We start from the raw sequence: 14277 nt of genomic DNA, 5'->3' as shown, positions 1-14277 counted from the left end.
TATTGGTATTCACTATATGATCAAAGAATATGATGTGGTTCTGGCAAAAAAAGGCTTGTCTGATACGGTACTCAAAGGGTGTAAGGGTGCTGTTGTCATGATATATAAAGAACCTGTATTAGGTTATGAAGTAGAGTTTGTTGATAATGAAGGTAATACATTAGATGTATTAACAGTTTATCCTGATGATATCGAACTGCTAAAGTAGCCATGTTTTGTAAACATCTTATAAATCCCGGCCTCACAAACAGGCCGGGATTTTTGTTGCCTGTCATTCAGCCACAATACGTATCAGCAGTTGACCGTGTTCAACGGTGACGACGACCGGTGTATCGGTCCCAAATCCTGCGGCTTCGAGCCAGTTGCCAGTAAGGTGCAGGCTGGGGCTGCGGTTGTAATAGCGCGTCATATCGTTGCGGTCTGCGTGGCGGCGGCTGACGTAGCCGACCTTCAGGTGTCGTAATGCTTGGGGTGTGGCGGGTTCTGACTTATGATGCTGCCTAGCCATAGTAACTACCTCTTTAGTTGCCAGTGGTTAGCGGGTTGTTGGTGTTGGTAGCACCTTCAGCCCGCGTCTGTTAACTCTCTTCTTTAGCTGTTCCCTGAGTCACACGAGCCATAGCCCCGGCGACCTGGTTCTTGATAATCATGGCGTCGAGCAGTTCCCGTATAACGTCCTGTTCATGCTGAGGCATACGCGAAATCGTCTCGAACTGGTAACGTAACTGCTCACCGGGTCCTCGCTCCTGCTCATCGAAAACTAACATATCAGCACTGGCACCCAGTGCAATTGCCAGTCGGCGAATAACATCCAGCGTGGGCTGTGAATTACCGCCTTCGTAGCGGCGTATCTGTAATACCGCGACGCCAGCCATCTCAGCCAGCGCTTGTTGAGTGAGTCCGCGTGCCTTGCGCAACATGGTAAGACGTTCAGGGAACTGCATATTAAGAAACCAGATTGTTGAACTTGGCATCACTATACGTCCCCCTTCTGAATGGCTTGTTTTTAAATATCATATCAGATATCTTTAAGATATCAATATGGCATCTTGACAGGTTTTTACAGGAGCAGCGGAATGGGACGAATGACACCGGCAGAACTGGCGCGACTCAAGCGTGAGGTCTCGTTGCTGACCGTGGCGCAAAGTCAGGGGTATGTGCTGAAAAAGCAGGGTGACGACAGCCATGTGTGCCTGTGTCCGTTCCATCGGGAGAAAACCCCGTCCTGCGTCATTACGCCGTCAAAGAACCTGTATCACTGCTTTGGCTGCGGGGCATCGGGGTCGGTGCTGGACTGGCTGCAACAGACTGAGCGGCTGACCTACCCGCAGACTCTGGTGCGGCTGCGTGAGCTGGGCGGTTCTGCGTCTTCTTTAGCCGCCGTCCCTGTACCGGCATCTCCACCAGTGGTGCGGACGCCGCTGTCTGACCTGGATGATGACGGTCAGGCGTTGCTGCATCAGGTTATCGACTTCTATCACCACAATCTGCTGACCAGCCCGGAGGCACAGCAATGGCTGGTCAGTCGCGGGCTGAACCATCCTGAGCTGGTTAGTCATTTTAAGCTGGGGTTCGCCGGTCATCACGGTATCGGCGGCAGCGCGGGAGTGTTGCCATCCAGTGCGAGCGGTGAGGGAAAACGGCTGCGTGAGCGGCTGGCCGGGCTGGGGGTGTTGCGGTCGACGACGCGGCAAGACCACTTCCGGGGCTGCGTGGTGATGCCGGTCGTGGGCTGGTCCGAATCGGCGAACGTGGCGCAGCGCGGACGGGTGTTGCAGTTGTACGGACGCCGAACCACAGCGGACTACGCGGTGAAGAAAGGGGCGGCGAAGCACCTGTATCTGCCGTCACCGCTGGCCGGGGTGTGGAACGAGGAAGCGCTGAAGGCGTCGTCAGAGGTCATCCTGTGTGAAGCGTTAATCGATGCCATGACGTTCTGGTGTGCCGGGTTCCGCAACGTGACCACGGCTTACGGGGCGAACGGTTTTACCGCTGAGCATCTGGCCGCGTTGCAGTACCACGGGGTAAAGCGGGTGTTAATCGCCTATGACCGGGATGAGGCAGGCGACCGGGGTGCGGAAAGCGTGGCGGCAGACCTGCTGGAAGCGGGTATCGAAGCGTGGCGGGTGCAGTTCCCGCAAGGGCTGGATGCGAATGCGTTCGCGCTGAAGAGTGGCAATCCTGAAGCGGCGTTAGGGCTGGCGCTGGAGCAGGCACAATGGATGGGTAAAGGCACGGTTCCCGGTGTGGTGTTCTCCCATGAAACGCCGGTATCTGGCGTGAGTGAAACCCCTCCTTTTTTAGCTGCCCAACCGAATGAACCAGCAACACCACCGGTTCAGGCACTTATCCCGTGCGAACAGACGGATGCGGGCGAACTGCTGTTACGAGCCGGTCCACGGGTGTGGCGGGTGCGGGGCTGGCAGAAGAACAGCGTGGCCGAGGTGATGAAAGTCAACGTACAAGTGCGGGATGACGCAACCGGTGCGTTCCATGTGGACAGTCTGGACATGTACAGTTCACGTCATCGTCAGGGCTATATCAGCGCGGCGGCGGCGGAGTTGGGCTGTGAGGCCTTGGTCATCAAGCGCGAATGCGGTCGGGTCTTGCTGATGCTGGAGCAAAAGCAGGATGAAGCGCGACAATCTACGGCGCAGTCGGACGCTACAGCGGCGGTGACGGTCAGCGCGGAAGACGAAGCGGCAGCGCTGGCGTTACTCAAATCCCCCGACCTGGCCGAGCGTATCATCAATGACCTGGCGGCCTGTGGCGTGGTGGGGGAAAGCACCAACCTGCTGACCGGGTATCTGGCGGCGACGTCGCGCAAGCTGGATAAACCGCTGGCCGTGCTTATCCAGTCCTCATCGGCGGCGGGGAAATCCTCGCTGATGGATGCGGTGCTGGGGCTGATGCCGGAAGAAGAGCGCATCCAGTACAGCGCGATGACCGGGCAGAGCCTGTACTACCTTGGCGAGACCTCGCTGCAACACAAGATACTGGCTATCGCGGAAGAGGAAGGGGTACGGCAGGCGGCGTATGCGCTGAAGCTGTTGCAGTCGGACGGGGAGCTGAAAATCGCCAGTACCGGCAAGAACGAGCAGAGCGGGGAACTGGTCACACGGGAATACAAGGTGCAGGGACCGGTGATGCTGATGCTGACCACCACGGCCATCGACGTGGACGAAGAGTTGCTGAACCGTTGCCTTGTTCTCACTGTGAATGAAAGCCGTGAACAGACACAGGCGATACACGCGATGCAGCGTCACGGGCAGACGCTGGAAGGGCTTCTGGCCGTGAGTGAGAAAGGGTATCTGACTAAGTTGCACCAGAACGCGCAGCGGCTGCTGCGGCCACTGAAGGTGGTGAACCCGTATGCTGACCGGCTGACGTTCTTGAGTGATAAAACCCGTACCCGACGCGACCATATGAAATACCTCACCTTAATCCAGTCCATCGCGTTGTTGCATCAATACCAGCGGACGGTGAAACGGGTCGAGCATCGGGGTGCAGTTATCGAGTATATCGAGGTGGAACAGCGTGATATCGCGTTAGCCAACCAACTGGCGCATGAGGTGCTGGGACGAACGCTGGACGAGATGCCGCCGCAGACGCGGAAGTTACTGGTGTGGCTGAAGAGCTGGGTGCAGGAGACGGCGAAGGGACAGGCGCTGCAATCAGAGGAGGTCAGGTTCACGCGGCGGGATGTCCGGGCAACCCTATGCTGGGGCGATACGCAGCTAAAAGTGCATCTGGCGCGGCTGCTGGAAATGGAATATCTGGTGCTTTACCGGCGCGGACTAACCTATGAGTACGGCCTGCTGTGGGACGGCGAAGACAGCGGCCAGCCACACTTATGCGGGTTACTGGACGTGGAAGAAACCGTTCCGGCCAGCGAGGGCGACGATAACCGGTCGGGGTCAGATGAAGAGCGGTCGGCCACTGGTCGGGGTGTGGTCGGTAGTCAGTCGGAGAGTGAAAACGTGGCGTCAGGCCAGAGCCAACAAGGCTTAGCGGGTGAAGCGGTCGGGGTTACTGAAAACGCAGTAATAAAGGGAAAAAAGAAAACGGGTAAAACCGTGCTGCCCGTAAGTGCTGGCCTGCCGATAAACGGCGCGGTTGAGGGCAATGATAACCGGTCGGGTCTGGAAGCGGCTCAGTCGGCCTCCGGTCGGGGTGTGGTCGGTAGTCAGTCGGACGGTGAAAAAGTGGCGTCAGTCCAGAACCAGCAAGGCTTAGCGGTTGAAGCGGTCGGGGTTGCTGAAAACACAGTAATCAGAGGAAAAAGAAAACGTGCTGCTGCCATCGTCCCCGATGCCAACAAGGTGGTGACGCATGGCCAACCGTAAACCGCGAGCGGGTGCGCTGCTGACTGTGGATGAGGTGTACAGAAAGCCCATCGGTCCGGCCTGCGACCCGAAGAGCCTGTACGCGCTGCTGCTGCGGTTCGTGGTGTGGCGTCGGGAGCGCAACGGGTCGGAAGCGACGCTGAAGGTGCAGACGCATCACCAGTACCGGTTCATCCTGTGGGCGGCAGAGCGGGGAGTGCATTACGCACGTGACGTAACCCGTCCTATCCTTGAACGCTACCAGCGGTATCTGTACCAGTACCGCAAAAGCAACGGGGAGCCACTCAGCACCCGAACCCAGCGCACGGCGCTGCAACCGTTGCAGGTGTGGTTCAGTTGGCTGACGAAACAGCATCTGATACTGGCGAACCCGGCGGCTGACCTGGAGCTGCCGAAGCTGGAGAAGCGGCTGCCGCGCACGATACTGAGCGTGGAAGACGTGGAGCAGGTGCTGGCGTTGCCCGACCTGACGACGCTTCAGGGCGTCCGTGACCGGGCGCTGATGGAGCTGCTGTGGTCAACGGGGCTGCGGCGGGGCGAGGTGGCGAAGCTGGACGTCTACAGCGTGGACGGGAGCCGTAAAACGGTAACGGTGAGACAGGGCAAGGGACGGAAAGACCGCATCGTTCCCATCGGCGGACGGGCGCTGCGCTGGCTGAGTCACTACCAACATCAGGTGAGGCCGCAACTGCTGGTCAGTCAGGACATTACCGCGCTGTTCGTGGCGCTGGACGGGATCGCGGGACTGACGGCGAACGGCATCACCCACATGGTCGGCCACTACATCCGGGCATCGGGACTTGCTCAATGGGGAAGCTGTCACCTGTTCCGGCATGCGATGGCGACGCAGATGCTGGAGAACGGCGCAGATATCCGGTGGATACAGGCGATGCTGGGTCATGCGAGTGTGGAGAGCACGCAAATCTATACGCAAGTCTCCATCAAAGCGTTATCCGCAGTCCATGCGAGTACGCACCCGGCGGAGCGAGAGGCTGAGGAAGAAACCGGGCTGCTGGCTGACTTGACGGCGGATGAGGAGACGGATGATACGCCAGTGCTGCCGGACAGCCACAAAAGTTAGCTCACTCCGCAGTACGGTGCAGGGCAAACGCTGCGCCGTCCGTAGCGCACCGCTTGCCTTGTTCAGGTAAGGCGCTCCGGCGGTAAATGTCGCCCGGCCAGCGCCAGACAACGGCGTTCTCTGTCATTAACGTTGCTGGCCAGTCGTCATTCAACATAATGTGGCATTACGCGAAAGCCGCTGAACGCGGCCAACGCGTAACACACATTATGTCGGCGCCGTCTACCGCAAGGGCGCGCTGCGGTCTTCCTCAACAATGGTGAGCGGCTGGCCGCCGGGGTTCGGCTCTGTGGTGCGGTATGGCGCACAGCTCGCAGGCTCGCTCTGCTGCGAGCATCAGAGAACTTCCCTGGCTTCTACGGTGTGGCCGCCATCCCTGGCGGCGCTGGCTCCGGCGTCATCCTTCAGCAAACATCAACGTCAACATCAAAGCAGAAGCCGTTCCTTCGTCACGGCGCTGAAGGGCTTTACCTCGCCCCCGCCCCAACCCTGCTGCACTGGCTGCGCCCGGCTCGCAGTCGCCGGCTCCTTGCTCGTTCCCGTGCTCGCCATCTCCGCCCCGTGCGGCCCCCGCCGGGCTGACGAATCCCCAGAAAACGAGACAGGCATAGAGTTTTATGATCTACTGATTTTCGCCAAAAAACTCAATGAGATCACCTCTATGCCTGCCCGTAAAGTATGCCAGACTTTTTTCCGTCACGCTTTAGCCTCAACGCACCAATATCGGCAAAATGCCATTATCGATTCCACCGTTGCCCTGATGAACGGCGCGACACTTTCCCTTACCAGCATTGGACGTCACCTGCCGGGGACCGCTCGCGTCAAGGATAAAATAAAACGCATTGACCGTCTTCTCGGCAACACATCGCTTCATCGTGATATCCCTCTGATATTTAATAATATTGTTTCTATGATGACGAAACCTATGTCGTGGTGCGTCATCGCCGTTGACTGGAGCGGCTATCCCTGTAAGGAATATCATGTTCTCCGTGCCAGCCTTATCTGTGATGGGCGCGCCATCCCCTTAATGAGTCAGGTTGTCCCGTTAAAAAAACAAAATAATGTACTGATACAAAATACCTTTCTTGACGCCCTTGCGGAAGCTGTCGCGCCGAATACCCGAGTCACCGTCATTACCGATGCAGGTTTTCAAAGCGCGTGGTTCCGGCATATCAAATTTCTGGGATGGAGTTTTATTGGTCGAATCAGAGGGACGGTTAAATTTAGCCTTCATCATGACAAAGAGAACTGGATGACCGTAAAAGACTGCGAGGGAACAGCGCAGGCAAAATATCTGGGAGCGGGCACACTGGCACGCGCTAAATATGCGCAATGCGATGGACATTTTTTCCTTCACAAGAAAGCGTCAAAAGGGCGAAAAAGCAAACGAGCCAGAGGGAAACCGGGCTATCCGACCGTGGAAAAAGAGCAACGTGCGTCAGCCAAAGAGCCGTGGCTGATATTTACCAGCACAGATGAATTTAAGCCCCGTGAAATCATGAAGCTCTACAGCAGGAGAATGCAGATTGAACAAAACTTTCGAGATGAAAAAAGCGAGCGATTTGGCTTTGGACTACGAGCCAGTGGAAGCAAAAGCGGGGAGCGACTGTGGGTGCTAAGCCTGCTGGCAACACTGGCATCGATAGTCCTCTGGTTATTGGGCTATCACTTTGAGAATAAAGGACTTCACCTCCACTATCAGGCAAACAGCGTCAAAAAGCGTAGAGTGATATCGTTTCTGACGTTGGCAGAAAATGTGTTGCGACATTCAGAGCGAATATTAAGGCGTGTAAAACTGGAGAGTATCTTAGTTCAACTCGCCAGCACCTACCGAAGTATGGTGCTGGTTTATTAATGGTAATTTTGTGGGGATCCCTCAGCCCGCCGGGGGCCTCCCCGCTAAGGCGTTGACTTGCGGGCTTCGCCAGCCCGCACCCGGCAGACGCTTCGCCGTCCCACAGGCAAGCTGCGGAACGTCTCGCGCCGCGCTAACCCCGGTTCAACAACAAAACGGGTAATGGCAGCGGCTGACGCCGCTGCTATGATGTGGCAGTTGCAGGCGGAAGCCATGGCGGGGCGGTAGCGTGCCGGGTTGAAAAAGTGCGTATCGGGGCTTCGGCGTTCGGTTATCGAAACGCTTCAGGAAAAACTGGCTTTAACCGGCTGACTGTACAGGGAAAAGTGGTGTTCGCTGGCTGAGTCTGCACCGGAAAACGTTGTTGTTGAGAATAACTTCTTCAGTCCGGATAGTATACCTAAAGGGTTGCAGGATTACGGGCAATCAGTGACGTCTTGGACACAGTACGCCGTTGATAACAATCTGACACCGGAACAGACTCAAGAAGGATTGAATCGTATTGCTATTGGTGAAGGGCCATCATTGGGTACTGAATATAAGGTTAAACCTAATGGAAAGGCTGAGGTTTCAGGTGGCGTGGGACTTGCTCTGAAAGGTGGTGCTGAGATTAATAATGATTACTTCTCTGTTTCTACAGGATATACGAAGGAGTTCGGTGTTAAGGCTGGGGCGTCGGTGGGTATTGATTTTGGTCCATACGCACCCGGAATGTTTGGTGACTTAAGCCGTGATTATTCAACTAGTCTCGGTTTTGGTCCTGGTTCCGTTGGATTGTCTGCTGGGAAAGATGGTATTGGCTTTTCTTTCTCTATTGGACCAAGTATTGGTTTTACAGGATCTTCAACTGGATCTCATAATGAAAAAATAGATATGAACGGTGATTCTACTAAGGAAATATACCACCATGATTTCAAATGATATTATTCTTAATTTGTCATCGTTTATGATGTTGTTCTTTTTATCATCATGGGGAGTATGTTTTTTTATTTTTGTGTATAGAAACCTTGGTGGTCCTAAGGTAGGTAAGGATTCTTTACTTTATTTTAACTTTATGTTTTTCAAACATAACACTTTGTCAAACTGCGCATTAATTTTTCTTGTCCTTGGTTATATCGCAGCAGCAATAGCTGAATATCGAAGGGATCTTAGTAGTTTACTATTAATGTCTAACTTGGCTGGAGGGGGAGCATTCTTTCTCTTTGCACTATATGGGAAATGTTTTTACCAAGGATTAATTGATGATGAAAAATCGTTTTTTTTTATTAAGATTTTTTTAACAAAATTAGATCTATCCTTCGGGGCGATTTTTCTTTGGCTATCAAGGTTCGCATATATAACATGGCTGATTGTATTCATTAGTAATTAAACTTCGTGACTTAGAAAATCCCGGCCCTTAAAAAGGCCGGGATTTTTGTTGCCTGTCATTCAGCCACAATACGTATCAGCAGTTGACCGTGTTCAACGGTGACGACGACCGGTGTATCGGTCCCAAATCCTGCGGCTTCGAGCCAGTTGCCAGTAAGGTGCAGGCTGGGGCTGCGGTTGTAATAGCGCGTCATATCGTTGCGGTCTGCGTGGCGGCGGCTGACGTAGCCGACCTTCAGGTGTCGTAATGCTTGGGGTGTGGCGGGTTCTGACTTATGATGCTGCCTAGCCATAGTAACTACCTCTTTAGTTGCCAGTGGTTAGCGGGTTGTTGGTGTTGGTAGCACCTTCAGCCCGCGTCTGTTAACTCTCTTCTTTAGCTGTTCCCTGAGTCACACGAGCCATAGCCCCGGCGACCTGGTTCTTGATAATCATGGCGTCGAGCAGTTCCCGTATAACGTCCTGTTCATGCTGAGGCATACGCGAAATCGTCTCGAACTGGTAACGTAACTGCTCACCGGGTCCTCGCTCCTGCTCATCGAAAACTAACATATCAGCACTGGCACCCAGTGCAATTGCCAGTCGGCGAATAACATCCAGCGTGGGCTGTGAATTACCGCCTTCGTAGCGGCGTATCTGTAATACCGCGACGCCAGCCATCTCAGCCAGCGCTTGTTGAGTGAGTCCGCGTGCCTTGCGCAACATGGTAAGACGTTCAGGGAACTGCATATTAAGAAACCAGATTGTTGAACTTGGCATCACTATACGTCCCCCTTCTGAATGGCTTGTTTTTAAATATCATATCAGATATCTTTAAGATATCAATATGGCATCTTGACAGGTTTTTACAGGAGCAGCGGAATGGGACGAATGACACCGGCAGAACTGGCGCGACTCAAGCGTGAGGTCTCGTTGCTGACCGTGGCGCAAAGTCAGGGGTATGTGCTGAAAAAGCAGGGTGACGACAGCCATGTGTGCCTGTGTCCGTTCCATCGGGAGAAAACCCCGTCCTGCGTCATTACGCCGTCAAAGAACCTGTATCACTGCTTTGGCTGCGGGGCATCGGGGTCGGTGCTGGACTGGCTGCAACAGACTGAGCGGCTGACCTACCCGCAGACTCTGGTGCGGCTGCGTGAGCTGGGCGGTTCTGCGTCTTCTTTAGCCGCCGTCCCTGTACCGGCATCTCCACCAGTGGTGCGGACGCCGCTGTCTGACCTGGATGATGACGGTCAGGCGTTGCTGCATCAGGTTATCGACTTCTATCACCACAATCTGCTGACCAGCCCGGAGGCACAGCAATGGCTGGTCAGTCGCGGGCTGAACCATCCTGAGCTGGTTAGTCATTTTAAGCTGGGGTTCGCCGGTCATCACGGTATCGGCGGCAGCGCGGGAGTGTTGCCATCCAGTGCGAGCGGTGAGGGAAAACGGCTGCGTGAGCGGCTGGCCGGGCTGGGGGTGTTGCGGTCGACGACGCGGCAAGACCACTTCCGGGGCTGCGTGGTGATGCCGGTCGTGGGCTGGTCCGAATCGGCGAACGTGGCGCAGCGCGGACGGGTGTTGCAGTTGTACGGACGCCGAACCACAGCGGACTACGCGGTGAAGAAAGGGGCGGCGAAGCACCTGTATCTGCCGTCACCGCTGGCCGGGGTGTGGAACGAGGAAGCGCTGAAGGCGTCGTCAGAGGTCATCCTGTGTGAAGCGTTAATCGATGCCATGACGTTCTGGTGTGCCGGGTTCCGCAACGTGACCACGGCTTACGGGGCGAACGGTTTTACCGCTGAGCATCTGGCCGCGTTGCAGTACCACGGGGTAAAGCGGGTGTTAATCGCCTATGACCGGGATGAGGCAGGCGACCGGGGTGCGGAAAGCGTGGCGGCAGACCTGCTGGAAGCGGGTATCGAAGCGTGGCGGGTGCAGTTCCCGCAAGGGCTGGATGCGAATGCGTTCGCGCTGAAGAGTGGCAATCCTGAAGCGGCGTTAGGGCTGGCGCTGGAGCAGGCACAATGGATGGGTAAAGGCACGGTTCCCGGTGTGGTGTTCTCCCATGAAACGCCGGTATCTGGCGTGAGTGAAACCCCTCCTTTTTTAGCTGCCCAACCGAATGAACCAGCAACACCACCGGTTCAGGCACTTATCCCGTGCGAACAGACGGATGCGGGCGAACTGCTGTTACGAGCCGGTCCACGGGTGTGGCGGGTGCGGGGCTGGCAGAAGAACAGCGTGGCCGAGGTGATGAAAGTCAACGTACAAGTGCGGGATGACGCAACCGGTGCGTTCCATGTGGACAGTCTGGACATGTACAGTTCACGTCATCGTCAGGGCTATATCAGCGCGGCGGCGGCGGAGTTGGGCTGTGAGGCCTTGGTCATCAAGCGCGAATGCGGTCGGGTCTTGCTGATGCTGGAGCAAAAGCAGGATGAAGCGCGACAATCTACGGCGCAGTCGGACGCTACAGCGGCGGTGACGGTCAGCGCGGAAGACGAAGCGGCAGCGCTGGCGTTACTCAAATCCCCCGACCTGGCCGAGCGTATCATCAATGACCTGGCGGCCTGTGGCGTGGTGGGGGAAAGCACCAACCTGCTGACCGGGTATCTGGCGGCGACGTCGCGCAAGCTGGATAAACCGCTGGCCGTGCTTATCCAGTCCTCATCGGCGGCGGGGAAATCCTCGCTGATGGATGCGGTGCTGGGGCTGATGCCGGAAGAAGAGCGCATCCAGTACAGCGCGATGACCGGGCAGAGCCTGTACTACCTTGGCGAGACCTCGCTGCAACACAAGATACTGGCTATCGCGGAAGAGGAAGGGGTACGGCAGGCGGCGTATGCGCTGAAGCTGTTGCAGTCGGACGGGGAGCTGAAAATCGCCAGTACCGGCAAGAACGAGCAGAGCGGGGAACTGGTCACACGGGAATACAAGGTGCAGGGACCGGTAATGCTGATGCTGACCACCACGGCCATCGATGTGGACGAAGAGCTGCTGAACCGTTGTCTTGTTCTCACTGTGAATGAGAGCCGTGAACAGACACAGGCGATACACGCGATGCAGCGTCACGGGCAGACACTGGAAGGGCTTCTGGCCGTGAGTGAGAAAGGGTATCTGACTAAGCTACACCAGAACGCGCAGCGGCTGCTGCGGCCACTGAAGGTGGTGAACCCGTATGCTGATCGGCTGACGTTCCTGAGTGATAAAACCCGTACCCGGCGCGACCATATGAAGTACCTCACCTTAATCCAGTCCATCGCGCTGCTGCACCAGTGCCAGCGGGCAGTGAAACGGGTTGAACACCGGGGCGCGGTTATCGAGTATATCGAGGTAGAGCAGAGCGATATCGCGCTGGCGAACCGGCTGGCGCATGAGGTGCTGGGGCGGACGTTGGACGAGATGCCGCCGCAGACGCGGAAGCTGTTGTTGCTGATACAGACGATGGTGAGCGAGATAGCGCAGCGTCAGGGCTGTCAGCTGGGTGAGGTGCGGTTCACGCGGAGAGATATCCGGGGTTACACCAACTGGAGTGACAGCCAGCTCAAGAATCACTGTTTACGGTTGGCTGAAATGGAGTACCTGCTGCTGCACGGCGGCAGCCGGGGTCATCTGTTGCAGTATGAGCTGCTGTGGGATGGTGGCAGCGGTGATGAAAGTCACCTGTGCGGTCTGCTTTATGTGGCTGAACACGATGGCGGTGAGTGCAAGTCTGGTCAGGGTGAAGACAAGTCTGGTTCAAGTCTGCCTCAAGTTCGGGTCAAGTCTGGTATGGAAAAAGCGGCATCAGGTCAGACAGTGCAAGGGCTGGACGCCGAAGTGGTCGGGGTTACTGAAAACGCAGTAATAAAGGGAAAAAAGAAAGCGGGTAAAACCTCGCTGCCCGTGAATGCGGAAACGGAGGCGCAGCATGGCCAACCGTAAACCGCGAGCGGGTGCGCTGCTGACTGTGGATGAGGTGTACAGAAAGCCCATCGGTCCGGCCAGCGACCCGAAGAGCCTGTACGCGCTGCTGCTGCGGTTCGTGGTGTGGCGTCGGGAGCGCAACGGGTCGGAAGCGACGCTGAAGGTGCAGACACATCACCAGTACCGGTTTATCCAGTGGGCAGCGGAGCGGGGAGTCCACTACGGCGCAGAGGTGACGCGGCCTATCCTTGAGCGTTACCAGCGGTATCTGTACCAGTACCGCAAAAGCAACGGGGAGCCACTCAGCACCCGAACCCAGCGCACGGCGTTACAGCCGTTGCAGGTGTGGTTCAGTTGGCTGACGAAACAGCATCTGATACTGGCGAACACGGCGGCAGACCTGGAGCTGCCGAAGCTGGAGAAGCGACTGCCGCGCACGATACTGAGCGTGGAAGACGTGGAGCAGGTGCTGGCGTTGCCCGACCTGACGACGCTTCAGGGCGTCCGTGACCGGGCGCTGATGGAGCTGCTGTGGTCAACGGGGCTGCGCAGAGGTGAGGTGGCAAAGCTGGATGTCTACAGCGTGGACGGGAGCCGTAAAACGGTAACGGTGAGACAGGGCAAGGGACGGAAAGACCGGGTTATCCCGATAGGAAGCCGGGCGCTGCGCTGGCTACGTTATTACCAGCAACAGGTGAGGCCACAACTGCTGGTCAGTCAGGACATCACGGCGCTGTTCGTGGCGCTGGATGGTGTCGCGGGACTGACGGCGAACGGCATCACCCATCTGGTCGGCCACTACATCCGGGCGTCGGGACTTGCTCAATGGGGAAGCTGCCACCTGTTCCGGCATGCGATGGCGACGCAGATGCTGGAGAACGGCGCAGACCTGCGGTGGATACAGGCGATGCTGGGTCATGCGAGCGTGGAGAGCACGCAAATCTATACGCAGGTCTCCATCAAGGCGTTATCCGCAGTCCATGCGAGTACGCACCCGGCGGAGCGAGAGGCTGAGGAAGAAACCGGGCTGCTGGCTGACTTGACGGCGGACACAGCGGAGCCGGACGAGATGCCGGTGCCGCCAGACATGGCCACGTTGCCGGACAGCGACAAAAGTTAGCTCGTTCTCTTCAGGGCCGCAGGGTGCGGCGTCGGGCAAACGCTGCGCCGTCCGTGGCGCAGCGCTTGCCTTGTTCAGGTAAGGCGCTCCGGCAGTAAATGTCGCCCGGCCAGCGTTAACCCACGCCGTTCTCTGCAAGAAACGTTGCTGGCCTGTCGTCATTCAACATAATGTGGCATTCTGCGAAAGATGCTGGACGGGTAATCCCCCGTCCTGTGCCATTACGCCGTCAAAGAACCTGTATCACTGCTTCGGCTGCGGCGCATCGGGGTCGGTGCTGGACTGGCTGCAACAGACCGAGAAACTGACCTACCCGCAGACTCTGCTGCGGCTGCGTGAGCTGGCCGGGGAATCTTCTTCTTTCGCCGCCCTGCCGGTGCCAGCTTCACCACCGGTGGTCCGTACTCCGATGTCCGACCTGGATGATGACGGTCAGGCACTGCTGCATCAGGTTATCGACTTCTATCACCACAATCTGCTGGGATATCTGACCCGGTTACACCAGAACATGCAGCGGTTGCTGCGGCCACTGAACGTGGTGAGTCCGTATGCCGACCGGCTAACGTTTCTGAGTGATAAAACCCTTACTTGGCGTGACCATATGAAGTACCGCGAATGCGTA

14 protein-coding genes and 1 pseudogene are annotated in these 14277 nt (G+C 56.7%); 10 read left to right on the top strand and 5 right to left on the bottom strand.

The annotated features are described in order from the left end of the window. The first annotated feature begins 16 nt into the window (after nucleotides 1-16). Nucleotides 17-208 (top strand): DUF4926 domain-containing protein, encoded by a 192-nt coding sequence (locus O1Q74_RS10405; RefSeq protein ID WP_271878689.1) that lies wholly within the window; start codon nucleotides 17-19, stop codon nucleotides 206-208. A 63-nt stretch (nucleotides 209-271) separates the two neighbouring features. On the opposite strand, the gene O1Q74_RS10400 is transcribed toward O1Q74_RS10405, so the two are convergent. Beyond that, the gene (locus tag O1Q74_RS10400; protein WP_271878676.1) at nucleotides 272-508 is read right to left on the bottom strand and encodes a SymE family type I addiction module toxin; all 237 of its coding nucleotides are present in this window, start codon (nucleotides 506-508) and stop codon (nucleotides 272-274) included. A gap of 70 nt (nucleotides 509-578) precedes the next feature. Then, nucleotides 579-974 carry a helix-turn-helix domain-containing protein gene (locus O1Q74_RS10395; RefSeq protein WP_271878674.1) on the bottom strand — a complete coding sequence of 132 codons (396 nt, stop codon included), beginning with the start codon at nucleotides 972-974 and terminating at the stop codon, nucleotides 579-581. Between the two features lie 102 nt (nucleotides 975-1076). Here O1Q74_RS10395 and O1Q74_RS10390 point away from each other — a divergent pair, with 102 nt between their 5' ends. Both O1Q74_RS10390 and xerC (O1Q74_RS10385) read left to right on the top strand, forming a co-directional pair. Continuing rightward, nucleotides 1077-4346 (top strand): CHC2 zinc finger domain-containing protein, encoded by a 3270-nt coding sequence (locus O1Q74_RS10390; protein WP_271878687.1) that lies wholly within the window; start codon nucleotides 1077-1079, stop codon nucleotides 4344-4346. After that, nucleotides 4333-5427: a site-specific tyrosine recombinase XerC gene (gene xerC, locus O1Q74_RS10385; RefSeq protein WP_271878685.1), complete on the top strand. Its 1095-nt coding sequence runs from the start codon at nucleotides 4333-4335 to the stop codon at nucleotides 5425-5427. Before O1Q74_RS10390 ends, xerC (O1Q74_RS10385) begins: the two co-directional genes overlap by 14 nt. 1 nt (nucleotide 5428) lies before the next feature. On the opposite strand, the gene O1Q74_RS10380 is transcribed toward xerC (O1Q74_RS10385), so the two are convergent. Next, nucleotides 5429-5584 carry a hypothetical protein gene (locus O1Q74_RS10380; protein ID WP_271878683.1) on the bottom strand — a complete coding sequence of 52 codons (156 nt, stop codon included), beginning with the start codon at nucleotides 5582-5584 and terminating at the stop codon, nucleotides 5429-5431. 504 nt (nucleotides 5585-6088) lie between these two features. Here O1Q74_RS10380 and O1Q74_RS10375 point away from each other — a divergent pair. From O1Q74_RS10375 to O1Q74_RS10360, 4 genes are all read left to right on the top strand, one after another. After that, nucleotides 6089-7282, top strand: a complete 1194-nt coding sequence (locus tag O1Q74_RS10375; RefSeq protein WP_271875634.1) for an IS4 family transposase — start codon at nucleotides 6089-6091, stop codon at nucleotides 7280-7282. 57 nt (nucleotides 7283-7339) lie between these two features. After that, nucleotides 7340-7510 carry a hypothetical protein gene (locus O1Q74_RS10370; RefSeq protein ID WP_271878681.1) on the top strand — a complete coding sequence of 57 codons (171 nt, stop codon included), beginning with the start codon at nucleotides 7340-7342 and terminating at the stop codon, nucleotides 7508-7510. A gap of 201 nt (nucleotides 7511-7711) precedes the next feature. After that, on the top strand, nucleotides 7712-8203 hold the full coding sequence (locus O1Q74_RS10365; RefSeq protein ID WP_271878679.1) for a polymorphic toxin type 25 domain-containing protein: 492 nt from the start codon (nucleotides 7712-7714) through the stop codon (nucleotides 8201-8203). Beyond that, on the top strand, nucleotides 8190-8651 hold the full coding sequence (locus O1Q74_RS10360) for a hypothetical protein (protein WP_271878678.1): 462 nt from the start codon (nucleotides 8190-8192) through the stop codon (nucleotides 8649-8651). The genes O1Q74_RS10365 and O1Q74_RS10360 overlap by 14 nt, the downstream gene beginning before the upstream one ends. 55 nt (nucleotides 8652-8706) lie before the next feature. Here the strand turns inward: O1Q74_RS10360 and O1Q74_RS10355 are convergent, their stop codons facing one another. Continuing rightward, nucleotides 8707-8943: a SymE family type I addiction module toxin gene (locus O1Q74_RS10355; protein ID WP_271878676.1), complete on the bottom strand. Its 237-nt coding sequence runs from the start codon at nucleotides 8941-8943 to the stop codon at nucleotides 8707-8709. Nucleotides 8944-9013: 70 nt separating this feature from the next. Then, nucleotides 9014-9409: a helix-turn-helix domain-containing protein gene (locus tag O1Q74_RS10350; protein WP_271878674.1), complete on the bottom strand. Its 396-nt coding sequence runs from the start codon at nucleotides 9407-9409 to the stop codon at nucleotides 9014-9016. 102 nt (nucleotides 9410-9511) lie between these two features. Here O1Q74_RS10350 and O1Q74_RS10345 point away from each other — a divergent pair, with 102 nt between their 5' ends. From O1Q74_RS10345 to O1Q74_RS20265, 3 genes and pseudogenes are all read left to right on the top strand, one after another. Further along, nucleotides 9512-12553, top strand: coding sequence for a CHC2 zinc finger domain-containing protein (locus O1Q74_RS10345; protein ID WP_271878672.1), 3042 nt, complete (start codon nucleotides 9512-9514; stop codon nucleotides 12551-12553). Further along, the gene (xerC, locus tag O1Q74_RS10340) at nucleotides 12540-13655 is read left to right on the top strand and encodes a site-specific tyrosine recombinase XerC (RefSeq protein ID WP_271878671.1); all 1116 of its coding nucleotides are present in this window, start codon (nucleotides 12540-12542) and stop codon (nucleotides 13653-13655) included. Before O1Q74_RS10345 ends, xerC (O1Q74_RS10340) begins: the two co-directional genes overlap by 14 nt. A 208-nt stretch (nucleotides 13656-13863) precedes the next feature. Continuing rightward, nucleotides 13864-14265: pseudogene (locus O1Q74_RS20265) on the top strand (CHC2 zinc finger domain-containing protein); the annotation flags it as partial. Nucleotides 14266-14277 lie beyond the last annotated feature (12 nt).

It is taken from the genome of Pectobacterium sp. A5351 (assembly GCF_028335745.1).
Classification (GTDB): domain Bacteria; phylum Pseudomonadota; class Gammaproteobacteria; order Enterobacterales; family Enterobacteriaceae; genus Pectobacterium.
The sequence above is the reverse complement of the archived record's forward strand: the minus strand, read 5'-3'. Positions and strand labels throughout refer to the sequence as shown.